The sequence below is a fragment of the Flavobacterium hibernum genome, assembly GCF_000832125.1.
Taxonomy (GTDB): domain Bacteria; phylum Bacteroidota; class Bacteroidia; order Flavobacteriales; family Flavobacteriaceae; genus Flavobacterium; species Flavobacterium hibernum.
The window spans coordinates 391,615-417,139 of sequence record NZ_JPRK01000007.1; the positions used below are offsets into that span (position 1 = coordinate 391,615).

General features: G+C 34.4%; 13 protein-coding genes. All 13 read right to left on the reverse strand.

Annotation, left to right across the window (positions count from 1 at the left end; translation table 11 throughout):
- Positions 1–137: 137 nt before the first annotated feature.
- The 13 genes from IW18_RS08980 to IW18_RS09045 all read right to left on the reverse strand — a co-directional run bounded on the left by IW18_RS08980 (position 138) and on the right by IW18_RS09045 (position 25,287).
- Positions 138–1,514 carry a sulfatase family protein gene (locus IW18_RS08980; RefSeq protein WP_041517248.1) on the reverse strand — a complete coding sequence of 459 codons (1,377 nt, stop codon included), beginning with the start codon at positions 1,512–1,514 and terminating at the stop codon, positions 138–140.
- A gap of 441 nt (positions 1,515–1,955) precedes the next feature.
- Positions 1,956–2,918, reverse strand: a complete 963-nt coding sequence (locus IW18_RS08985; protein WP_052480125.1) for an ROK family protein — start codon at positions 2,916–2,918, stop codon at positions 1,956–1,958.
- 184 nt (positions 2,919–3,102) lie between these two features.
- A complete protein-coding gene (locus IW18_RS08990; protein ID WP_123902526.1) occupies positions 3,103–3,438 on the reverse strand; it encodes a hypothetical protein in 336 nt (111 codons plus the stop codon).
- A gap of 14 nt (positions 3,439–3,452) precedes the next feature.
- Positions 3,453–5,339, reverse strand: a complete 1,887-nt coding sequence (locus tag IW18_RS08995; RefSeq protein ID WP_041517250.1) for a RagB/SusD family nutrient uptake outer membrane protein — start codon at positions 5,337–5,339, stop codon at positions 3,453–3,455.
- 16 nt (positions 5,340–5,355) lie between these two features.
- Complete coding sequence (locus IW18_RS09000; RefSeq protein WP_041517251.1) at positions 5,356–8,508, reverse strand: SusC/RagA family TonB-linked outer membrane protein; 3,153 nt, start codon at positions 8,506–8,508, stop codon at positions 5,356–5,358.
- Positions 8,509–9,355: 847 nt separating this feature from the next.
- Positions 9,356–11,329 carry a heparin-sulfate lyase HepC gene (gene hepC, locus IW18_RS09005; protein WP_041517252.1) on the reverse strand — a complete coding sequence of 658 codons (1,974 nt, stop codon included), beginning with the start codon at positions 11,327–11,329 and terminating at the stop codon, positions 9,356–9,358.
- Positions 11,330–11,334: 5 nt separating this feature from the next.
- A complete protein-coding gene (hepC, locus tag IW18_RS09010) occupies positions 11,335–13,314 on the reverse strand; it encodes a heparin-sulfate lyase HepC (protein WP_041517253.1) in 1,980 nt (659 codons plus the stop codon).
- A 57-nt stretch (positions 13,315–13,371) separates the two neighbouring features.
- Positions 13,372–16,143, reverse strand: coding sequence for a chondroitinase family polysaccharide lyase (locus IW18_RS09015; RefSeq protein ID WP_041517254.1), 2,772 nt, complete (start codon positions 16,141–16,143; stop codon positions 13,372–13,374).
- A gap of 205 nt (positions 16,144–16,348) precedes the next feature.
- Positions 16,349–18,325, reverse strand: coding sequence for a heparin-sulfate lyase HepC (gene hepC, locus IW18_RS09020; protein WP_041517255.1), 1,977 nt, complete (start codon positions 18,323–18,325; stop codon positions 16,349–16,351).
- 2 nt (positions 18,326–18,327) lie between these two features.
- Positions 18,328–19,554, reverse strand: a complete 1,227-nt coding sequence (locus IW18_RS09025; protein ID WP_041517256.1) for a glycoside hydrolase family 88 protein — start codon at positions 19,552–19,554, stop codon at positions 18,328–18,330.
- Positions 19,555–20,269: 715 nt separating this feature from the next.
- Positions 20,270–20,512 carry a hypothetical protein gene (locus IW18_RS09035; RefSeq protein ID WP_052480121.1) on the reverse strand — a complete coding sequence of 81 codons (243 nt, stop codon included), beginning with the start codon at positions 20,510–20,512 and terminating at the stop codon, positions 20,270–20,272.
- Between the two features lie 365 nt (positions 20,513–20,877).
- Positions 20,878–22,149, reverse strand: a complete 1,272-nt coding sequence (locus tag IW18_RS09040; protein ID WP_041517258.1) for an acyltransferase family protein — start codon at positions 22,147–22,149, stop codon at positions 20,878–20,880.
- A gap of 141 nt (positions 22,150–22,290) precedes the next feature.
- Positions 22,291–25,287 (reverse strand): glycoside hydrolase family 3 N-terminal domain-containing protein, encoded by a 2,997-nt coding sequence (locus IW18_RS09045; protein WP_041517302.1) that lies wholly within the window; start codon positions 25,285–25,287, stop codon positions 22,291–22,293.
- Positions 25,288–25,525 lie beyond the last annotated feature (238 nt).

Below are 25,525 nucleotides of genomic sequence, written 5' to 3' on the forward strand. Positions count from 1 at the left end.
TAATTTTTTTTCGATTTATATGCAATGTTTTTGATATTCTAAAAGTAATTCTATTTTCAAATAAATAAATTAACCTCTAATGTAAAGAAAAAGTAAATATCTTATTTTGTTTAATTTATATCTCTCCTTAAAACAGTTTATAATCCTGATGTAAAAGAATCTCCATTGTTTTTGCACCATTGTTTTAAATAACGACGCATCGCAATTAATTCTTTTTTATAAGTTTTATTTACTGCCAAATTGGTGATTTCGCCCGGATCTGTCGTTAGGTTAAAAAGTTGCTCTTTTAATTCGCCTTTGTTGTATACAATATATTTAAAATCATTTGAGATTACGGCGCGTCCGCTAATATTCATGAGTTTGTCGTTATCGGCAAAATCAGTTTCAATAACTAGCGTATCGCGCAGTTTTTCTGTTGGATTGGCAATTTTTTTGCTAATGTCAATTCCTTTTAAGTAAGTTGGTTTTGGTACTCCGGTAAAGCCACAAATGGTTGGAATAATATCTGTTCCGTTGCAAACTAACATATCATCTGTTCGAGGTTTCCATTGGCCTATTTTTGAAATTATAAAAGGAATTTTGGCTGATTCTTCGTATAATATTTGTTTCTGATTCCAACTATGTCCGGCATAACCATCGCCATGATCTGCTGTAAAAATGATAATGGTATTTTTTTCGATATTGTATTTTTTTAGAGAGGCTAAAACCATTTCGATATAACTGTCTACTTTTTCGACAAGTCGGTTGTAAGCCCAACGATATTGACGCCATTGATCTGCGTTCCAGTTAACGGTTGGATAGGTTCTAAAACTTACTTTTTGCTGATCGCGAACAATCTTAGGTTCGAAATCGGGAATTTTCCAGTTGGCTGGTAATTGCGGACATTGATTTGGTGGAGGTGCTTTTTCTAAAATATCCATTTTTAAATCTTCATCTCTTGCCCATTCGCAAATATCGTGTGGATTTAAAAACGAAGCCACTAATAGAAAAGGAGTATTTTTATTTTCGCTGATAAAACGTGCACAAAAGGATGGTGTTGCCGCATCGTTGTAATCCAGAAAATTGGTGTTTTCGATATACTCAAAACCATGCTGACTTTTTTTGGTGGTAGGAACGGGAAGGTGCCATTTGCCTACATAACCGGTTTTGTAACCTCCGTTTTGGAAAATTTTCCCCATCATCAATAAATCATCAGGCCATTGACCGTCTTTTTCTGGAACGTTGCCAATAAAACCTGTTTCATAAGGCATTTTTCCGCTCATTAGTGATGCACGTGATGGCGAGCATAAAGGCTGAGCGCAATAAGCTTTGGTAAATCGTACTCCGTTTTGCGCTAATTTATCCATTGCGGGAGTATGCAAATCTTTGTTTCCTGCTATACTCATGGCATCAGCAGTTTGCTGATCGGTCATGATAATTAGAATATTTGGACGGTCGGCAGTTTGAGTATTCCCTAAAAAAGGAATGTGCAATACCACGAGTAGCCATATAAAAAATATGTTTTTTTGAAACATGATCTTTGAAGATTATAATTTGTTTTGTGAACGCTCTGAATTACAAAACGAATTTAATGATCAATGTTATAAGAAGGTTTTGAATTTGTTTAAAATGATATTAAATTTATCTAAAAGCCTTTAATTAGCCAACTTTGAGAAAGATTTAACTGTAAAGTGAGCTAAGATTTACGCAAGGTGCGCTAAGTTTTTTGCTCGCAGATTTGGCAGATTTAGCAGATTTAGCAGATTTTTTTTTAGGGAATTAAAGATATAATTCGTGTAATTGCTTCGCCTGTTCGCTATCGCTCGAGTCGTGGCGAAATCATCCAATATAGTTTCACGCAAAGTCGCAAAGTCGCAAAATTTTATTTGTTTAAAATTGAAGTTAACACAAAGTTTAAAACTTAAAAAGGATACTTTGCGCCTCTGCGTCTTTGCGAGATTAATTTTGAACTTTTATTACAGCGCGTATTCTGTCTTTTTAAATTTTTGGAAAGCATTTGCACATGCGCCCAATAATCCGGCTCTGTTACCAAGTGTTGCTGCGACAATTTTAGTGTTTGAAAAAGAAACCGGAAGTGCACCTAATTTTACTCTTTGTGTTAATTCGTCAATATAAAACTGACCCGCTTCGCTAATACCACCTCCAATAATTACTTTTTGTGGACTAAATATATTTACACAATTGACTATTCCGCCCGCTAAATAATCAAAATGATGTTGCATTGTTTTTATGGCATGTTCTTCTCCGGCAAGATATTTTTCGATAATGGTTTTACCATCAATATCTTCATCTGCGGATGGGTTTTGAGATTTGTAGTAACTAATTAATGCCGTTACAGAAGCATAGGTTTCTAAACATCCACGTCCGCCGCAAGCACATTGTAAGCCATTTTGCTGAATTATAGTATGTCCTAATTCGGAACCACGATTTTTGAAACCGCCAAAAAGTTTTTTGTCAATCAAAATAGCACCGCCAATTCCTGTGCCAATGGTGAGAAAAATAGCATCGTCGCTGTCTTTGGCAGCACCATACATTAGTTCGCCTAGTCCCATTAGGTTTGCGTCGTTGTCAATTACAATATTATGGCCAGTTAAGTCTCTAAGAATTTTACCTAAAGGCAATTGCTCAAAACCTGGTAAATTAACGCCACCGCCAATAATAACATCATTCTCAATTAGACCGGGAAAACCAATTCCGATTCCAACAATGGGTTCATTTAATTGATCTGTACATTGTTTAATTGCGTCGACCATTAAGTCTATAACTTTGGCTTCGGTTTTAGCTTCTTTTAAAGATACTATAAATGAAAATAAAATTTCTCCGAGTTCATTAACAACGCCACATTTTAGTGAAGTCCCACCAATATCTATCCCAATTGTATACGAATTAGATATTTGTGTCTCGTTTAAAGTATTCATAGTGTTCATTTTTATGATTGTATTTTACCTGTTTCTATGTGTTTAAATAAAATGTCATTACGTGTTTTCGAGGGTTTTATATTCTCCTGGAAACAATTAATGCAGAACGGCAAGTTCTGCATTAATGTCCAAAAATCGTGTAATTTTCTAAAAAAAATATGCCCTTATTTTAAGCTGATTCCTATTATGACTTGGTTTTATTTAAGGATTTGCCAAAATCTCTCCAAATTTGAAATTGTTCAGGAGTCAGAATCGCTTTTTCTTTTGTGGTTATGTCTTTTTTCCAAGCTTCTAATTTTTCTTGTCTTTGATCATAAAAAAGTGCCGGATCATCTTTAATGGCTTTTTGTCCTTTACCATTTTCGGCAATTAAATCATGCATTTTTTGTCTGTTGACCGGACTAAGTTTCATAACTGTAAAAATAGAATCTCTTAATACTTTCATGTTTTTGGGCTTGTCTTGTGCAAACATGACTGTTGTCATTAAGATTAAACTGAATACTAATACTATCTTTTTCATAAGTTTCTAGTGGTTTAATATTTAGGATTTTGACGTGTTATTGATTTGTTTACATCTGTTTCGTTTTGCGGATAAGGATACAATTCGTGTTTACCTGCTACGAAATTAGTGATGCAAGGAAAAAAGTAATTGGAACGAATTAGCTTCACGGCTGTATTTGTTTCATTTAACTTAGTCGCTAAAATTCCCCATCGAATCAAATCTGCTCTTCGGATTCCTTCGCCCGAAAGTTCCCAGGCTCTTTCTTGTTGTAAGGCTTTTAAGAAATCATCTTTGCTAAGACCTGTTGGAAGACTCATTTCGGCAGTTGTTGGTTTTGTAAGCAGTCTTGCAGTTGCAGTGGCTCCAGTTCCTTTTCCGTCTGTACTTGTAATTGTTACCGTTGGAGCAGAGGTATAACCATCTCCGGAACGTAACATTCCAATTGTATTTATACCGCCACTTGCAAGTGTAATTACAGCTGCCGAAGCATCTGTTCCGCCACCGCCTGTTATATTTATAACGACTGTAGCGGCAGAGGTGTATCCCGTACCTTTGGTTTTTAAGTCAATAGCAATTCTGCTTCCTTGGATATCTGCACCAAAACCTCTTTTTCTAACTTGATTAATTGCATCGTAGGCAATTGCATTTGGACCTTCGTTTAATTCATTTTCTACTTCGGCACGCATTAAAAGTAAATCTGAGTAACGCATTACAACCCAATTGATATGTGTGTACACTCTTTCGGCAACTGCATTGGTTTGGTATTCACGGCTCCATTTACCAACAGTCCAAGATTCATCTTGTCTGGTCGTTAAAAGCGGTAATTTATTCCCTAAATTATTGATAGAATAAGTGGCTATAGAAAAATCTCTTCGTTGATCGGCGTCGTTAAAACTGGTGTAAAACGGTTTTGGTACTAAGCATCTTGCAGTATTTGATGGATAAACTCCGCTTGCAGTTGCAGGACCATTAAAATTACCAACCCAAGAGGCATTTCCAATATTTCCTGACGGATTATAAAAGGCAACTTGAAAGATATTTTCTGTAGGTTCTAAAACATGTTGACATTGGTTTTTGAATACTTTAGAATAAGAAGGATTTAATTTGTACGGATTTTGTGCCATTACATCATTAATTTCCTTTTGTGCTAATTTGTAATATTCTTTGTAATTGGCAGGACGTTTCATATTTCCATCTGCGCTTAACGAAAATCCTCCTGCAAATAGGGCAACTCTGGCGAGCATAGATTTTGCTGCCCATTTGTTGATGCGTTCGTCTGTTGGGGTTTGTTCCGGCAACAGAAGAGCAGCTTCCTGCATATCTTTTATAATTTGTGCATAAATTTCGTAACGATCCACCAAAGCACCTTTTAGATTATCTCCAGATTGTGAGCTTTTAGTTTTAAAAGGAACATCGCCCCATAAACGTACTAATTCAGAATAATAAAATCCACGAAGAAATTTAGCTTCTCCAATCATTCTGTTTAACTGGTCTTTTTGAGATTGAGTTCCGCCGGTATACAAATCCATTTTTGGGATTCTTTCAATAACAACATTGGCTCTGTCAACTCCTTCATACAATTTGCTCCATGAATTATATAAAGCATTTGTTTGAGAAATTCCCTGATAATGTGGTATGGTTCTCCAGTCGTCCGGACCAGTTCCGCTTATTTGTTGAATATCAGTATCGGCATCAAAAATTAGAGAAATGTTCCATCCATAAGCATCCATAGACGACATCGATTCGTAAACGCCTAATGTTGCCATGTAAGCTTCGTCTACATTAGAGAAAAAGTTAGCGGTGGTAAAATAGGAGTAAGGAGTAACATCAAGGTCTTTGTCGCAAGAATTTAATGGCAATAATAGACAAGTAATACTTGCCAGAAGGATTGCTTTGCGGGAAAATATATATTTTTTCATCTTATTGAACTTTAAATTATAGAGAAATGTTTAAACCTGTAACAAAGGATTTGCTTCTTGGATAAGCACTAAAATCGACTCCTCTTGTTATTGCATTATTAAGAACATTTACTTCAGGATCGTACCCGGAATATTTGGTAAATACATATAAGTTGTAGGCGGTGAAGTAAATTCTTAAATTAGAAATTTTTGATTTTTTCAGCCATTCTTTAGGTAATGTATATCCAAGACTTATATTGTTGATTCTTAAAAATGAACCATCTTCGATAATATCGCTATACAAACGTCCTGTACTATTACCGTTAAAGGCAGGATTGGTTTTTCCAACATTTAGAGCTGCCAGTTCAGTAGGATCAGTTACACGTTGTCCGGCTGCATTAATAGTAGTCCATCTGTCAGCATAAATTGCAAGTGTATTTAAATTGTCTCCGTCCAGTCTGGAGTTGTTCAGTACATTGGCATTGTAAATGTCATTTCCTACTGTAAAATCCAGAAATACACTTAAATCAATTCCTTTGTAACTAAAAGTATTGTTTAGACCTCCGGTATATTTAGGATTTGCATCTCCAATAACAGTTCTGTCCAAATCATTAATAACTCCGTCGGGCGTTCCGTTTGGTCCGCTAATATCTTTAAATTTAATAAAGCCGGGTTGTACTGCAATATTATCGCTAACGACACCTGTTTTTAGTGTATAAGCTTTTGTTGTTGTGTTATAATCGAAATCATTTACCTGATATAAACCATCTCTCACATAACCGTACATAGTACCTACAGGTTGTCCTACTTTTAAAATGTAATCATTTTTATCTGTGTAACTGTTAGTAATTAATGCATTTTCGCCTTCGCTTAATGCAAGAACTTTTGTTTTATTAAAGGCAATATTAAAAGTTGTGTTCCAATTAAAATTGTTGGTTTTTACATTGATTGTATTCAACGTAAATTCGATTCCGCGATTAGAAGTAGCTCCAATATTCTGAAACTGTTTTTTAAATCCTGAACTTGCCGGTACACGCGTGTTGTATAATAAATCTTTTGATTTATTATCGTACAATTCTGTTGTTAAAGATATTCTTTGTTTAAAGAAACCTAAATCAAGACCAATATTAGTCGATTTTGTAGCTTCCCATTTTAAGTATGGATTAGGAAGGTTGTTTTGAAATGCTGTAATATTCACTTGATTATTTAACGGATATGATCCTGAATTAAAAATACCCAAAGCGGCATAATTTGCAATTCTGTTGTTTCCGGCTTCACCATAACTTACACGAAATTTTAAATCAGAGAAAACAGGTACTTTTCTCATAAAACTTTCTTCGATTACTCTCCATGCTGCCGAAACGGATGGGAAATATCCCCACTGATTTTCAGATCCAAATTTAGAAGAACCGTCAGCTCTAATACTTGCAGCAAATAAATATCTGTTTTTATAAGAGTAATTTGTTTTTGCGAAGAAAGACAACATTTTATCATCTTCGGCAAAAGTTGTTGGGATTCCTGCAATAGTTCCCAATTGTAATTTATCCCAGCCTAAATTTACAGCAGGAAAACCAGAAGCCGTAGCTGTTACTCCTTCATTATAATTGTAAATGTATTCTTGTCCGACAGTAGCATCAAACTTGTGAATTTTATTGAAGGTTTTACTAAACGTTAATACGTTGTTGTAGTTTAGACGTGTCGAAATATTGTGTGTAACGCCACCATTTGCACCACCGCTTCTAATGGCTTGAATACCTCTGGAATCATTAAAATATTTGCTTTTCATGCTATTATCAGTATAACTCACCAGTCCGCGATAAATTAAATTTGGAGTGATATTGTACTGAAACTGTAAACTCATATTAATAGATCGCGTAATTGCTTCTCTTTTTTGGCTGTCAATTGTTATAAGCGGACTTTGAAATGCTGGTGAACTCTGATTGTCTAATGGATCTACAACTAAGTATTTAAGATCGTCATCGGATCCTGTTTTTCCAATTGTAGGTCTGTATTGCAATAAAGTTTGCAACATGCTTAATCTTGCATTTCCGCCATCGTTTGTAGATAATCCGGTTACTTTTTGATTCGAGTAATTTACGATTGCGTTAACTGTAAACTTTTTACTGATATTATTTATAACGTTTAGTTTGGCAATATTTTTTACAGAACCGCTTCCAAGTAAAATTCCCTGATCGTTGTTTACAGAATTGAATGCGTTGTATTTGGTATCATTTTCGCCTCCGCTAATGCTTATTTTGTGGTATTGACTTTCTACTGCATTTCCAAAAACCTCGTCTTGCCAGTCAATTCCTTTTCTGTTTTTATAAAGACCTTCTAATTCATCATAAGTACCAAAAGCGTTTACAAATTTTGTCATTCTGGTATCATCCGTTGCGGCTTCATACAGTAATTGTGTGTACTGATATGGATTTAATACTGGAAGTGTTTTGGCAATAGTTTTTATTCCTCCGTAAGTATCATAACTAATGGTTAATTTGCCACCTTTAACTTTTTTGGTCGTTACTAAAACTACTCCGTTTGCACCTTGAGCACCGTAGATAGAAGTAGAGGCTGCATCTTTCAAAACATCTATAGATTCAATATCCATTGGATCTAAAAAGCTTAATCCTCCGGTTTGTGCTACACCATCAACTACATACAAAGGTTCGTTACTTTGGGTAATTGAACTTCCTCCTCTAATTCTAAGCGAAGGTTCAGCACCCGGAGTTCCGTCAGACATCGTAACCTGCATACCTGCAATACGACCTTGCAATGCCTGAGCTACGTTTTGTACCGGAACTTTTGCCAGTTCTTGTCCTTTTACAGATGAGATGGCTCCCGTAAGATCTTTTCGTGTTTTGGTTCCATAACCTACTACAACTACCTCGTCAAGATTATTAGTGTCGTCGATAAGTTTAGTATTAATTTGTGTTCTGTTTTTAACGTGTTCTTCTTTTGGTTTTGTTCCAATAAAAGTAAACACCAAAATAGCATTCGGTTTTACTTTTATTTGATAATCACCATCCATAGAAGTAACGGTAGCATTTTTGGTTCCTTTTTCAGAAACAGTTGCTCCCGGCATTGGCATATTTTGCATATCGGTTACTACACCTTTTACGGTAATAATATCCTGCCCATACATCATTTTGCATGTGGTAAGCAACAAAAATAAAAATATAGTCCTTTTCATAATTTTTTTTTAAACCGGAACAAGTTTTTACTCTTAATTCCTATTGATGTTATTTAAGTTGAGTTTTGGTCTTATTACTTAGATCAGCCACTGGATCTTTTTATTTGTGGTGAAAATTATAACAATTTATTAACCTGATAAAGGTGCTGGGGAATTTTGCGCCGGGTAAATAAAAATAGATTTTGCAGAAGTCGGTTTGTTTCTTTTGGATTAGTCATGTTTTTGCTGGTTTTAATTAAAACAAATATATAAATCGGGGTTGCATGACAGTTTTGAATATGTCCAAAATACTATTGAATTTGATTAATACAACGTTTTAGTTGCCCGTAAATACAGGGAAAATTAGGTTTTTATGTTGTTTTTGTAACATGTTTTTTTTAAGAAACTACCGTATTTACTAATCAATTTTGAAATATGTTGTATTGTATATAAGTTAAACGAAAGGAAGCAAAATGTTAAGCGAAATACTGGTATTTTGAGGTGATTTTTAATGTTAGATTTATCAATTTATTTTTTTGATTCAGATAAAACTTATTAATTTAAAAATCAAACGATGATTTATTCTTAGATGAATTAAATTAAAATTTTAAGATTGGTTTTTATTTTCAATAATTTGGTAAAAATTCGTAAAAGTTATAACATTCAAAAAGTGTTTTTAAAGGTAAGGAAGAGATAAAACAGATAAAATAATTACACTTTTAAGGTCTTATTTCAGTAAGATTCTTTTGGTTTTTATTCGATAAATGAATTAAAAACGAACTAGAAATATCAGCTTACATTATTGCAAAAAAAAGACGCCTAAAGAATACTTTTAGGCGTCTGGGCAATATGTGTAAAAGAAAAGTTTTTACTCTTGTAGAGTCGTTTTTACCTCACTTTTTTTACCATCAATCGTAATATTTAAGCTGATATTTCCTTTTTCGAAATCATTATCAGGATTAGTCTTGATGCTGATTTTAGGAGCTTTATTTCCGTCAAACGGATATACTATGCTAATGAATTGTTGGGTTTTCGCATCTTTTTTAGGCTTTTCAAAAACAAAAGCTGGTCGCGCTGTTTCTTTTGCATAAACATAAGATACTTTTCCTTCTTCTTCATTCAGTTTTACTTTGTCTGTGTTTAAGGATTGAATTAAGAGATTATTTCCATCGGCATAAGTGGTGTAAACACTATTGTTTTTCTTGTCGTAAACAGGTTTGCTGTCTTCTTTTAATTGAAAATGTACGCCAAGATTTCCTGTAGCTTTGCCAATAGCTTTATCGATGATTAAAAAGTATTTTTGATCAATAAAAAGCACACTACGTTCATGGTCTAAATCTGTATAACTTGGGTTCGTATACGTTAAAACATCAAGGTTTTTACTCGTTTCCCATTTGTTTTGGTGCGCCTTTGTTATTACCATATTTTGGTTGTCGAGTGTCAAAGTACTGTGAACTCTGGTTTGGCGGTACCAGTTTCTCATCTTGGTAACTTCGGCATCTCCGCTGTAAATATAACATCCTGTATCTGGCGTAAAATTGCGTCCTTTTACCCAAAGTTCAAATGTTCCGTTGTCCGGTTGTGCATGAAATTCGCCTGGCGGACTGGCTTTTAAAACCATAACGGTCGATTTTTTATCCCAACCATTTCTAAAAGTATAAAAACCTGCAACCTCTAATGCTTTTGATAAATAAGACAGTATTTTACCTTCTTTGCCATCGGTTGCAAAATATTGAATGGTTTGGTTGTCTGGAAAAGCAGGTAACCAGTTTTGATATTGTTTTTGCATTAAAGTCTGATTGACAAACCAGCTGTCACCAAACATTGGAAAGCTATAATCAGGGAAAGAATAGTTGATATTGGCCAAAATCATTTTTTCGGTTGTTTCTTTAAAACTTGCCGGAAATTCTTTTTCAACGCCACTCAACTGAGCCATTCGTAAAGCCTTTAAAAAAATATTTACAGTTGTGTAATGATAAATTGGCGAAAGCTCGAATTGCATTCCATCGCTATAAATTTGTTTTTTAATTTCTCTATTTAATACTTCAATACCACTTTTTCGCCAATCAGCAGCATTTTTTAGTTCAGGAAAAAATCCGCCGGCATAAATTAATCGTTGTGCTTCAAAAAGCAAATGATTGCCTGCATCGCTGTAATTTTTTGGAATATAAGAAGCTTGTTGATGATAACTCGTTAAAAATTCGAGTAAAAAATCAGGTGTAAAATTTGGAGAACTAATAAAGATATTGAAAGTTCCTGTAAGGTCTTGCACACGAGTAGAAACTTCCAGCGGTCGCCAAGCAAAACGATCGTTGTCTGGAGAAAGTCCAAGCGGATTTTTCTTTACCCAATCACGAAACTGAAGCACCCATTCTTTCGCATATTTTTCGTCGCCAGTAGACCAATACGCCAATCCCATAGGTTGCCACCAATATACGCGGTGTAAAACCCAACGAACTTCGTTGTCTTTTACAGGCCAATATTGCCAGTTAATGTCTTTGCCATAATCATAATATCCATAGCCATCGTGAGGTTCAAATTGATGTAATAAAGCCTTATCAACTTTTTCCATTACAGCTTTATCTAATGGTTTTCCAAAATAGTTGGCGCGATCAGTTACATTATAATCAGGATGTTTTATGTTTTTTCGTTCTCTAAAATAACGAAGCAATTCTGTAGCTGCCGTTTCATAGTTTTTAGAGGAAACAAGCGTTCTTACTTTTTCAAGTCCGGGATAATTAAGGTCAATGGCATCAAAACTAGCTTGCGTGAGTTGTTGTGCATTTGCGAACCAAGATAATAGAAAGAGCAAAAAAAGTAAAGGATTAAATTTTGTTTTCATTTTTATTATTTAGTCGAATTGATTTTTACTTGGCTTTTTTTACCATCAATTGTAATTGTTAAACTGATATTTCCTTTTTCGAAATCATTATCATTGTTAGGCTGAATCGTAATTTGAGGCGCTTTATTTCCGTCAAACGGATATACTACGCTTATAAATTGTTGTGTTGTAGCATCTTTTTTAGGTTTTTCGAAAACAAAAGCCGGACGTGTTACTTCTTTTGCATAAACATAAGATACTTTTCCTTCTTCTTCATTTAATATTACTTTATCTGTATTTAAGGATTGGATAAGGAGGTTATTTCCATCTTCGTAAGTGGTATACACTTTGTTGTTTTCTTTATCATAAACAGGTTTGCTGTCTTCTTTTAATTGAAAATGTACACCAAGATTTCCTGTTGCTTTGCCAATGGCTTTATCGATGATTAAAAAGTATTTTTGATCGATAAAAAGTACGCTACGCTGATGATCTAAATCAGTATAACTTGGATTGGTGTAGGTTAGAATATCTAGTTTTTTATCTGTTTTCCATTTGTTTTCCTGAGCTTTGGTAATGACCATATTTTGGTTGTCGAGTGTCATAGTGCTATGAACTCTGGTTTGGCGGTACCAATTTCTCATTTTAGTCACTTCGGCATCACCGCTGTAAATGTAACATCCGGTATCTGGTGTAAAATTGCGTCCTTTTACCCAAAGTTCAAACGTTCCGTTGTCTGGTTGCGCATGAAATTCAGCCGGAGGACCTGCTTTTAAAATCATAACCGTAGATTTATTATTCCAGCCATTTCTAAAAGTATAAAAACCTCCATTTGATAAGGCGTTCGATAAATAGCTTGATCTGCCTTCAGCACCATCGGTCGCAAAATATTTAATAAGTTCGTTGTCAGGGAATATTTTTGACCAACTTGCAAAAAGCTTTATTCTTGCATTTTTATCGCTTGTCCATGAATCTCCAAACATTGGATTGCTGTAATCCGGAAATGAAATATTGGCTGTAGCAATTATCATTTTCTCGATTGTATTGATGTAAGTATCCGGAAACTCTTTTTCCAGACCCGCCATTTTTGCGGAGTTATATGCTTTTAGAAAAATCTCGATACACGCTATGTGATACGTAGGAGAAAGTTCCCATTGTACACCATCGGCCAGGACTTGAAGTTTTATTTCGCGGTTTAAAATTTCGATACCGCTTTTGCGCCATCCTTCGGCAAGTTTAAGCTCAGGAAAAGATGCACCGGCACCTAAAACGCGTTGTGCTTCAAACAATAAATGATTTCCTTCTTTACTGTAATGTTCAGGAATGTAAGCGGTTTGTTTGCTAAAGCTGTTTAAGAATTCTAACAAAAATGCTGGGGTAAAATTTGGAGAAGCTACAAATAAATTAAATGTTCCAGGAAGACTTTGTATGCGCTCTGATACTTCGAGCGGACGCCATGCAATTTGATCATTTTCTTTAGAACGTCCTAAATAATTCTTTTTTTCCCAATCGCGAAACTGAAAAATCCATTCTTTAGCATATTTTTCATCACCAGAACTGCGATACGCCATTCCCATTGGTTGCCACCACGTAACGCGGTGAAGTTGCCAACGAACTTCATTGTCTTTTACAGGCCAATAATCCCAGTTTATGTCTTTTCCGTAATCAAAAAAACCGTATCCTTTTTGTGGTTTAAATTGATGCAATAATGCGTTATCTGCTTTTTCCTGATTTGCCTTTCCAATATCTTTTCCTCTAAAACGAGCTTCGTCACCAATATTAAAATCAGGATTTTTGATGTTCTTACGATTGCGATAATAGGTTAAAAGTTCACGCGCTGCCTCGTCGAATTTACCTGAATTATAAAGAGATTTTACGTTCTCCAAACCTGAGTAATTGAGGTTGATTGTATTAAAACTTTCTTTGTTAATAGCAATTTCTTGTGCATTGCCAAAACAAATCGTCAGTAGCATAAAAAGTAATGCTGTTGTTTTTTTTAAATGTATCATCGGATTCTAGTTAAAATAACTTTAAATGTCTGTATCTATTTAGACAGTCAAAGTTCATTATTGTTTTATTAATTTGACTGTTTTTTTATTGTTTCCTTGACTAATTTCTGCAAGGTATATTCCGGAACTCCAATTACTGCCTATTGCAATAGTTTGTCCGTAGTTTGATTTTACTGTATTTAGGCGTCTTCCTAAAGTATCAAAAACATTTATAAAAATAGGTTCTTGTGAGTTGCTGTTTACATTAATTTTAAATTCTGTTTGCGTTGGGTTTGGAGCAACGACTACTTTTAATTCGTTTGTATCCAAATCAAAATCGTTTACGCCCAAAGTGGTTTTTACTAATTCAGTCTGGATGGTTAATCCGTTTATGGTGCTAAACGTAACATCTGTATTTGTGCCATTTGCCGTTGTGGTTACATTGTTGGCTGGCGTTGATAATACCCAACTTCCGGAAAGAGTTAGTGTTACCATATCTGTTTGTGCTGCTCTGTTCAAAATAGAATTTTGACTACTAATCTGACTCCAGGTATAGGTTTCGTTTGAAGTCAATAAACCTAAATTTGGATTGGTAAGACTTACTTTTAATTTATTGCCATTATCTGTTTTTTGAGTCATTACAACAGCTGGTTTGTTTACACTTACCACAACATCGTAGGTAAAAACTGTTGCGGGAGTAAAAATAACATAACCAAATATCGCATCAGGAATATACTGTACAATATGCGCCTGACTATTTTGATGATAAATTTTAAAGTATGATGCAAAATTATCTGCAACTTGTTTTGTTGTGGTCTGACCGCCTTGCATGACAACTGCATATTGAAATTTAGCCGAGAGTGGTGCAATACCATGATTCATATAAGCCGTAGTAAAATTACCAGTTGTATTACCTGTATTGCTATTGTTAATAGAGTTTTGCTCGATGCGATTAATCGTAATTGGGTCTGTATTAGTTGCAGGAACAACATATCCGTTTCCAATAGCATCTGTTGCCCATAAAGCTCCTGTTTGAGTTTGAGTAAAATTATTTCCCGTGGCAACGGTTCCGTTTACATAAGTTGCAGTAATGGTATTTGCTAATGCAGTTTGAAATAAAGTGGTATGAACAGGATATGTTCCGTTGGTGTCCCTGATGTTAGAACCTAGACAAAGTATGATATTTTTAAAAAAGAAGTTAGATTTTAAAGCCGTCATAACCGTTGCAGAATTAACGTCTTTGTAATCCATACCAAAAGCGCCATTATTATCTAAGGCAGCATGAGCAAGGAAACTCTTTCCGTTCATTTCTCGCATAATGCCAGTTCCAAGAACGTTTAATGGGAGATAGGCAACAGTTGTTCCGGGAATATGCGACCAATCCCAACCATTTTCTGAAAAACCATTTGAAACGCGTGTTACAGGATTTCCTATAGCTAATAGTTCCAAAGCACCCGCCGAAGTATATCTGCCAAAAACATTTTCGGTACTCGAATTTTCAAAATGCCAAACGTGTTTGCTTGTTCCTTTTACGCTTGCCTGAAATCCGTTGTATTTATGTACACTTAAACCCGCAAAAGGGAAACTAAATTGTCCTTCGGCTATTTCAGGAAGTGGAGAAAGTCCGGAATTTAGAGTTTGCAAAATATCCATTACGCCACTTGGCGTATAAACCAAAGTAATTGATAGTGCATTTTGACGAAGTAAAGCGGTATTGGCAGTCGTAGAAAGCGCCCAAAGTCTTACAAACTCTCTTCCTGCGTCGAGATTTGCAACAGGATCTGTCACGTATAAAAAAGCCAAAGCAGGTCGTAAATCGTTAAGAGCATCTGTATTGGTTGGAAATCTTCCGGCGAGTCCCAGAGGAATTTCAAAACCTTTACTGAATTTGCTGTAACTTAAAATGGCATTTTTTAAATTACTTTGGGCTTCCGGATTTAATTCGTAAGCGGTGTTTTTTAGCATCATATTCATGATCGAAGATTGCTGTAAAGCATCTACGCCGTAAGAATTAGAATATGCTCCTCGATGATGATAAGTAATAAAATCGGGTTTGATACAATCGTTCCAGCCATTGCTTATTTTTAGAGCATTGTCGATAAATCTTTTTAAGAAATCCATATCCGAAACTTTTGTGCTCGAGGTATCGTCTTGAGCCAAAACATAACAAAGTCGCTGCTGAATTGATGAGCGAATGATATCGGTATTAAAACCGGGATTGGTAAAATTAAAATTGGGATAGTCTGGCGAAATAAAAGCGGTTAACGTTTTAAGTGCTCCCAAATGGTGGGTAAATTCACCCGCCGCAATTAGTTCATCTTTCATTAAAAAAATGGCCGTTGCATATCCTGATGAGCGCAAGCATACGCCATGCCCGCTACTAATAACTTCTTCGGTTGCGGGAATTGCCAGATAAGCAAAATCTGTTGTACTGTTTATACCTTTTGCTTTCATATAATTAAAAAGCTTTAAAATAAGATCTTTAACTGCTGAACTGTGATAATCCGGATTTGGACTTGTGACTGATCCTTTTAATTGATATAAAAACACCAACCGAATTAGTTTTTGTTCCACCAATACCTGATACGCATTTTGATCTGTACTTACGTTAAAATTCCAAACTGCGCCGGGATTTGCAAAATCGTAAGCCGTGAGGTTTTTTGCTGCTATTCCGTTACTCAAAAAACGACTGTATCTTTCGTTGACTTGTGCTTTCGAATAATCGAGATTTTCGCCTGTAAGCCAGTTGCTGTATTTTGTTTTTATAGCATTTATATCACTCAATTGAGCATGCGAAAAGTTAAATACTAAGGCAATTAGCCATGCTGATAAAAGTAATTTTTTGCGCATAAGATTATTTTTAGAATGACTAATTGTTAAGGTAATTCGTTAGTTTAAACACATAGAATCATAGACTTTGTAAGTTTATAAAAGGCGTTTAACTTGTATTAAAAAACATAGCTATGTGTGGGAAACTAGTTTCTTATTTTATTCTTTTACGTGTCTAAAATCTATGATTCTATGTGTTGAATTGTTTTTTATCAATAAGTTAAAGCTATAAAGTCTGTTTTATATAAGTTATTTTTCCGTTGATAGATACGGTAATATCAATGATCCCATTTGATAGATTATGTCCAGAGTTTTCTGTGATTTTAACTTCTGGAGCCGTATTTCCGTTAAACGGATATATTATTGAAATAAAACCTTCTGTTGTATCGCTATTTTTTAGTTTTTCGAAAGCAAAAGCCGGACGAGGTGATTCCTTTTGATATTGGTACGATACAAAACTACTTTCCTCTTTTAGCGTTACTTTATCTTTGTTTAATAACTGTATTAAAAGATTATTACCATCTGTATAATTGGTTACAATACTATTGTTTCCGGCATTCATCGTTGCTTTACTGTCTTCTTTTAAATTGTATCGAATGGCTAAGTTGCCTTTGGCATTTCCTATGGCTCTGTCGATTATTATAAAATAAGTTTGATCTACAAAAAGAAATGTTCTTTGATGATTTAGATCTTTATAACTAGGATTAGTGCTCGAAAGTACCTGAAGATCTCCATCTGGTTGCCACTGGGTTACTTTTGCATTATTCTCGATATTCTGATTGTCCAGCGTTAAGGTTTGATGCGCTTTGGTCGAACGATACCAATCTCTTTTTGAGTTTTCCTGATTGCCTACATTAGCATAAATAAAACTACCCGAGTCAGGCGTAAAATCGCGTCCTTTTACCCATAAAACAAAATTACCGTTGTCTGGGTGTGAATGAAACTCTGCCGGAGGTCCTACTTTTATTTGCATCACAGTCGATTTGATATCCCAGCCATTTCTAAAAGCATAAAATCCTGCATTTGGCAAACTGCTAGACAAATAATCAGGTTGTTTGCCAGATGCTCCATCTGTGGCATAATATTCAATTACTTTCTCTTTAGGGAAAACACTTGCCCATAATTGATAATTTTTGAGCATTAGAGTTTTATTGGTCATAAATGAATTTCCATAAAGCGGAAATGTATAATCCGGAAACGAGTATTTGCCTACTGCCAAAATCATTTTTTTGACCAAATCACGGTAACTTTCCGGAAACTCATTTTCGGCACCGTTTAATTGCGCAATTTGCAGTGCATCCAAAAATATTTTAATGGTTCCAATATGATAAGAGGGAGACAACTCAAACTGAATTCCATCTGGTAATACTTGCTTTTTAATTTCTTCGTTTAAAATCACAATTCCACTTTTACGCCAAGTTTCGGCCTGTTTCATTTCGGGAAACGAACTTCCGGCACACATCATATGTACAGCTTCGTACAATCTATGGTTGCCAATATCAGTATAATTGTTCTTTACATAATTTGCCTGCTCATTATAGGAGTTTAAATATTCGATTAAGAAAGCGGGAGTAAAGTTGGGCGAATTCACAAACAAGTTAAAATAACCAGACCAATGGTTCAATCTAAAAGAAACCACAAAAGCTTTCCAAGCATATTCTTTATCATCAGAATAAGCGCCTTGTTTGTTTTTCTTTATCCAATCGCGCACCTCAAAAATCCATTCTTTTGCGTATTGTTCGTCACCCGTACTGCGGTATACAATACCCAAAGATTCCCAAAAAGCAGTTCTGTGCAAAAAGGTAGTAAGCAATTGATCTTGTACAGGACGATATTGCCAATTAATGTCTTTGCCATAATCAAATGTTGGATAACCTTTGTGAGGTTTAAATTTATGAACCAAAATATCATTGGCAAGTTGCAGTGTATTTTCGTTTACTTTTTTGCCTTCAAATTTTACGTTATCTTCAAGATTAAAATCTAAAAGTTTAACATTGGTACGATTGCGGTAATATTTTAAAAGTTCTTTTGCTGCATCATCATATTTACGCGAATTGACCAAGTTTTTTACTTTTTCAAGTCCTTTGTATTCGAGGTTTATATTGTCGAAACTTGATGCACTGATTTTAGCTTCCTGCGCAAGAATACTTTGCGCAAAAAGCCAAAAAAAACAAGAAACAAATATTTTTTTTAAGTTCATCATCGTTAGTTGATTGAAGTGCGATTTTTCGACAAATCAATTTTTTTAATTGCCGCGTATCTTTTTAGAGCCTCAAGATAATAGTAATCTGCGTAATCTAGCGGTGTATCAATTTCTGAATTGTATAAAAATGCTCCAACACTATGTTTCAATAAAAAATAACTATTTTCTCCCGGTTTTGCTAAATAAGCATCAGACGATAAAGATTTTAAAATATCCTCGGCATAATCGGCATACTTTTTTCCGTCTTTAACCTGAGTGCTTAAATCTAATAATGCCGATGCAATTACTGCTGCTGCCGATGCATCTCTTGGTGCAAGCTCGGCTGTATCTAAGGCGTTGTGAACATCAAAATCCCAAACCGGAACTTTGTCTTTTGGCATTTTAGGGTGATTCATAATAAAAGAAGCAATACGTTCTGCCTGATCTAAAAACTTCGGATTTTTAGTATTCTCATAACACATCGTATATCCGTACAATCCCCAAGCTTGTCCACGTGCCCAAGCCGAATCATCTGTAACACCTTGATGGGTTCCTTTTTTTAATACTTTACCCGTTTTTGGATCATAATCTACTAAATGATACGAACTGTAATCTTTTCTAAAATGGTTTTTAATTGTGGTTAAAGCATGTGTACTTGCTGCTTTTGCATATTCAGGTTTGTTAAATTGGTTGGCGCTCCAATATAAATATTCCAAATTCATCATATTATCGATAATTACCGGATAATGCAACCAAGCAAAATCCCATGAACGAATTGTTCCAACAGTTGGGCTGAAACGAGCGTAAAGATTCGCAGCTCCATCTGCAAGAACAGGAAGATACGTTTTGTCGCCAGTAATTCGGTATGCATTTCCGTAAGAACAGAATAGCATAAAACCAACATCGTGTGTGTTTTTTATGTTTCGAATAGAATCTAAAGCGATTGTAAATTTTTTTGCTTGTTCTGCCAATGCTTTATCTCCTGTAAGTTCGTAGCCGTACCAAAGACTTCCCGGAAAAAAACCAGTTGTCCAATCTGTCAATCCGGCAATTCTAACTGTTCCATTAGGATTAATAGAACGCGGATTTTTGCCCGGTTTATAAGTTTGTGCTGCTTTGTTTAACTGAAAATTGATTACTTCGGATGTTTTTTTAAACCATTCCAACGACGGATCTTCTTGTTTAAGTTGGGCAAACGTATTTATTGAAAAGGCAGTGATAGCTAAAAATAAGGCTAAGGTTTTTTTCATTGGTTAATCTTTTAGATTTATGATCTGTTTGTTCTAATGCTTCGATTAAGCGAAGTTAGACCTGAGTTCTAAAAAGGTCTTTCAGTTTTTATCATAAAACTTTCAAATTTGTGTAAACTTCCTGTTTTTACCGTTTCAGCATGGTTTTTTTAGCATTTTAAAACAGGTTTTGTAATTGCTTTAGAGTATTTGGCGCAAAAAATAAGCTATGATTTACAAGTGATTTGGTTTTTGTAAATTGAAATTTTTGTACCGATTTGTTCCAATTTAAAAAAAGATGACTTGTTTCAAAATGAACCGTCGTGTTTCAATTTATAAAATGAAACCTGTTTCTAAAAAACGATTTCCTTTTTATTTGTAATTTAATTCTCAATTAAAAAAGTAAAAATGTCTGTCCCAAAAGAATTGTACAATGTCAAATTTGTTGAGTACAACGAATCACTCAAGATTTTGTATTTAGTAGATGACAATTTTAAGTCAATTTGCGATGAATACTGCAAGAGTAAATTAAAAGCGGAGAAGTTTAAGCGGAAATTTGAAAAGAATTTCAAGCATAAATTAGAGTACGAAAATTTGTCAAAAGAACTAGAAGAGGAAATTCTAATTTATTTGATTCGAAAAGGATGAAGATGCTGCGAAAGAATGGGAGAGAACTTTTTCCAAAACTTTCTGCATTATTAAAATAGGGTAACAATAAAATTTATAAAGCCTGATTTTAAGAATTGCTCTCTATAATTTTTTGTACGCTGTCGATAAAAAGCTCTGTGTTTTTAACTTCTTGGTTAATGTAGATATCATAATTTGCTAGTTTAAACTGATCGATGATGTCTTTTTTTAAATACTTTATAATAGATTCGATACTTCGGTTTTGACTTTCAGAATTTCTTTTTAATTCTCTTTGTTTGCTTTCCAGATATTGTAAACTACTTTTTAATCTTTGAATGTTTAATTTTTCCAATCCTTTATTCTAATTTAAAATTTATCAAAAAACACTAATTATTAGTAGTATAGTATTTTAAGATATTCTAAAAAAACATTAAAGACTACTGTGCTTGCCTACTTACGTACAATTAGAGAATTTAGATTTAGAAATGTTTATTTAATTTTTAGAATAGTTTTTAAAATTCCCATGTACTTGATAGTTTGTTTGTTATCCAAAACTTAGCAGGTAAGCTTGAATTGATTTTTTTCTAATATTGTTCTTTTTTTTAATAATCGAAAAATCTATAAACAAGAAAAGAGACGATCGCTCGTCTCTTTCTATAATCTAAAAAATCTAATTTGTATTGTTTTTCTAACTTAAACAAAAACAACTCAATATCATTATACCTTAAATATTAATTTCTTTTTATAGAAAACCCATAATATAAGGGACCAAAAAATGGCATACAAAATTGCATAAGCTAATGAGGAATTTAACGGGTTTTCGAACCAAGTTTCAATTCCAAATTTATAAATCAAAGTTTGAAGATTGATTTGTTCTGTCGCGATTTCCGGACTTTGAACTTTGATTGAACTTAATACTCTAGGAATTACACCCGAAAAGAAAAACACAATCATAGGATTTACGCCCCAAATCAAGAACAGTTTTGTCCATTTTTTATAATTGGCAATGTCAATAATATAATACAATAGAGTAAGGCATATTGTTGCGATACCGGCAGTGTATAATACATAAGAACTTGTCCAAAGAGATTTATTGATTGGGAATATAATATTCCAGAGTAAACCTGAGATTATAAGAACAATTCCTGCAAGGGCCAATTTTTTAGCGATTTCAGTTTTAGCAATTTGCAAGTTTAATAATTGGCCAATAAACATTCCAATAATACCAGTTCCAATAGCAGGTAAAGTACTCAAAATACCTTCTGGATCCCAAGTTTTAGAAGATGCCCATAAATGTCCTTCTAAAAGTAAATTGTCTAACCATGCCGCAAGATTGGTTCCTTTATCAAAATTAGCTTCGCCAAATCCGGGAACGGGAACAAAAGCCATTAAAAGCCAATACCCTATTAATAGTGAAGCCGCGACTATAAGTTGTGTTTTTAAGTTTGTTTTTAAATATAAAATAGAAGCAAAGAAGTACACAATTCCTATTCGTTGTAAAACTCCGGGAATTCTAGTGTCTTGAAAAGATTCTAAATTACTGTATGTTAAACCCAATAATATGGCAAAGATTCCAACGGCGAGATAGGTTTTAACTTTTAAACTAAAGTTTCCTAAAAGGGCATATGCGACGGCAAAAGTTATAAGTAATCTGATTGCTAACAATGGAATTCCTTCCAAATCGAATAAATGAATTCGACTAAAACAACTTAGGAAAAAACCTAAACAAAATATTCTAAGTGAACGAACTAAAATTTTATTAAAGACTGCCCAGTCAAAATGTTTTGTTGGCATTGCAAATGGTATTGCAGTTCCCATTATAAAAACAAAGAATGGAAAAACCAAGTCAGTAGGCGTACAGCCATGCCACTCTGCATGTTCTAACGGCGGATATATTGATGACCAACTGCCCGGGTTGTTGACTATGGTCATTAATAAAATAGTAAATCCTCTAAATACGTCGAGAGATGTTAAACGTTCTTTTGTCATAGGTTTGGTTGTTTAGGGTTCAATTAAAATATAAGTGCCAGGCTGAGTCCATTCGGCTTTGCTCAGGATAAACTTAGTCGAAGCCCTTTTAAGGTCATAAGCCTTCGACTCCGCTCAGGATGACATTGAATTTATAAGTTCTTATTTTATAATGGCTTCCTGAATTATTTTCTGGATGTCTTCTCGAATTTTTCCTTTAGCAAGTTTATTTCCATCATCGCCAACATTAGGAAAAGTTCTGTTGGATAAAAACACATAAACAATTTCAGTTTCCGGATCTACCCAAGCTATATCTCCTGTAAATCCTGTATGTCCAAAACTAGATTCAGAAACGCAGGCACAAGTTGGGCCATCTTTGCCAATTCTTTTATCAAAACCTAAACCTCTCTGAACGCCTTGATCTTTGTAATAGCAAGTATTAAAAGCATCAAATGTTTGCTCAGAAAAATATTGTTTATTACCGTAATTTCCTTTTTGTAAATACAATTGCATCATTTTGGCAACATCCATTGCATTCGAAAAAATTCCTGCATGACCTGCAACTCCGCCTTCCATAGCGGCCGCCATATCGTGCACATAACCCTGAATAAGCTGATGTCTAAAATAAGTATCAATCTCTGTAGGAGCAATGTTGTTTTTGTCGAATTTGTTTAGCGGATTGTACAAGGTATTATTCATACCAAGTGTGCTGAAAAAATTCTGCTGACTCAAATCTTCTAGTTTTGTATGCGTTTTTCTTTCCAAATATTCTTTTAAGATGATAAAAGTAAAATCACTGTATTTGTATTCTTTTTTTAGTGATAACGGACTATCTGCAATGATTTTCATGATCGTATCGTGATAATCATCTCTAATAAATAAACTATCTGCGACTTTCGTCGAAAACTTAGATTCGGCTATTTTACGATAATATTTAGCCGAAGGTTTTCCGTCACTGTCCAAAGTTGCTTTGTAAAACGGAATCCAAGCCTGAAGCCCTGCATAATGTGTTAGTAAATCTTTAAAGCTGATGTTTTCTTTGTTTGTTTTGGCAAAAAAAGGCACCATATCTTTTAGTTTAGTATCTAGTGTCACTTTATTTTTATCGTACAATTGCATTACATTTGGCAATGTCGAGATCATTTTTGAAATCGAAGCGACATCATATAAATCTGAATTTGTAACTTTTCTAACATTATCATAGGTTTGATAACCGTATGATTTCTGAAAAATAACGCTTCCTTTTCTAGCTACAAGAACTTGCATTCCGGGAGTCATTTTGCCATCAATTGCTTTTTGTGCAACAGCATCAATTTTAGATAAAATAGCCGGATTCATATCTACATTTTCAGGCATTGTAAAAGCCAAGCGGTTTAATTTTTCGGTAGATAAACCATCGTTTACACTAAAACTGGTATTAATTGATACCGGTAATTTTCCTTTTGCTCCAATTGCTCCAAATAACAATTCTGCCGAAACTACCTGACTGATACTTGAATTTTGGTAAGAAACGACTAAACCTTCGATATCATCAAAATTTGTGATTGGCAATAACGAATAAGGTTTTGTAAAAATATCTAAAATCACTTTGTTGTGCTTTGCAATTTCTTGCAGCCAAAGCAATTCTGTATCTGTAAAGTTTTGTTTCTCCCACGTTTTATTCAGTTTATGAAAACCAATAATTACGGTGTCATAATTTTTTAATTCGTTGTTGAGACTTTCAAGATTGGTGTTCGATACTTCTGTAACTTCAGTATACTTTTTTAAAGCGGTTACAAAAGTGCTGTTTACATCGTCACCCAATTTTACATAGGCAATTTTTTGATCTAAGTTTTTGATAGGAAGTATTTCCTTTTCATTTTTTAAAACTGTAATCGCGTTTTCATACAACTTATAATGCAATGCATCATTTTTTGACGGATTAAGATCGTTGTAAATATTTACCATATTAATAGGCTTGTACTTGTTTAATCCCGCTTTGAATTTGTAATGCAATATTTTTTTTACGGAGTGCGCCAAACGTTCTTCGGTAATGGTACCATCGGTATAGGCTGCTTCGAGTTTTTCGACTGCTACAGGAACATTTTCCGGACAAAGTAAAATATCGTTTCCGGCAAGAATTACAGCTATTTCCAGTTCTCCCGGCGGTTTAAAATTGCTTGCGCCTTTCATAGCTAAACCATCGGTAAAAATTAAACCTTCAAAGCCTAATTCTTTTTGAAGTAAGTTGGTTACGATTTCATAAGATGCTGAAGAAGGATAATTGGGTCTTGGATCTAAACTTGGAATACTAAGATGTGCCACCATTACAGAAACCAATCCTTCATCAAACATTCGTTTGTATGGATATAGCTCAACCAACTCTAAACGCTCTTTAGAAAAATCGACAAGAGGCAATGCTTTATGCGAATCTGTCGAAGTGTCTCCGTGTCCGGGAAAGTGTTTTCCGGTACTAAAAACGCCTTGACTTTCTACACCTTTCATCAAGGCAATGGCTTTGTTGCTTACATTAACTTTGTCTTCGCCAAAAGAACGATTACCAATAATAGGATTTTTAGGATTGGTATTAATATCTAAAACAGGAGCGAAGTTAAAGTGAAGTCCAATTCGCTTGTTTTCGCTAGCGATATTTTCTCCCACTTTCTCAATTAAACTCAAATCCTGAATGGCACCCAAAGTCATATTCCACGGATACGTGTAAGTTGAGTCTAATCGCATTCCTAATCCCCATTCGCCGTCAATTGCAACAAACAAAGGAACTTTTGCTTTTGATTGATACAGGTTTGTCAATTTTGCCTGACGAACCGGACCTCCTTGAAAAAAGATTACGCCTCCTACTTTGTAGTTTTGAACTAAATCATTGACTTGTTTGGTATGAAGTGAATCTTTGTTAGAATAGGCCGAAATCATGAACAATTGACCAATTTTTTCACGAATGGTCATTTTGTTGTAAATGCTGTCAACCCAAGCCGTTTCGCGATCTGTATCTTTGAAAAAAGTTTTTTTCTCTGCTTTATCTTTAGCGCTGTAAACAACGGTATCTTTTAAAGGAATGTCTTTTTTTGAATCTGTAACTGCATTGTTTTTTTTAACAGCACAATTGGTGATTAAAATTATAAGTGAGGCGTATAGGCTAATTTTTATGAAGTAATTTTTCATAGTATTTTTTTTTGGCGATAGAGATTTTATTTTGCTATAATCCATTAGGTATAATTATTTTTAACACATAGAATCATAGATTTTGTAAACTTATAAAAGGCGTTTCACTTGTATCAACAATCCCGAAGCCTCGGGACTCTATATGTAAGAAACTGGTTTCTTTTTGTTTTCTTCTACACATCTAAAAGCTATGATCCTATGTGTTTAATTATTTTTTTTGCTAATTATTCCCAATGGT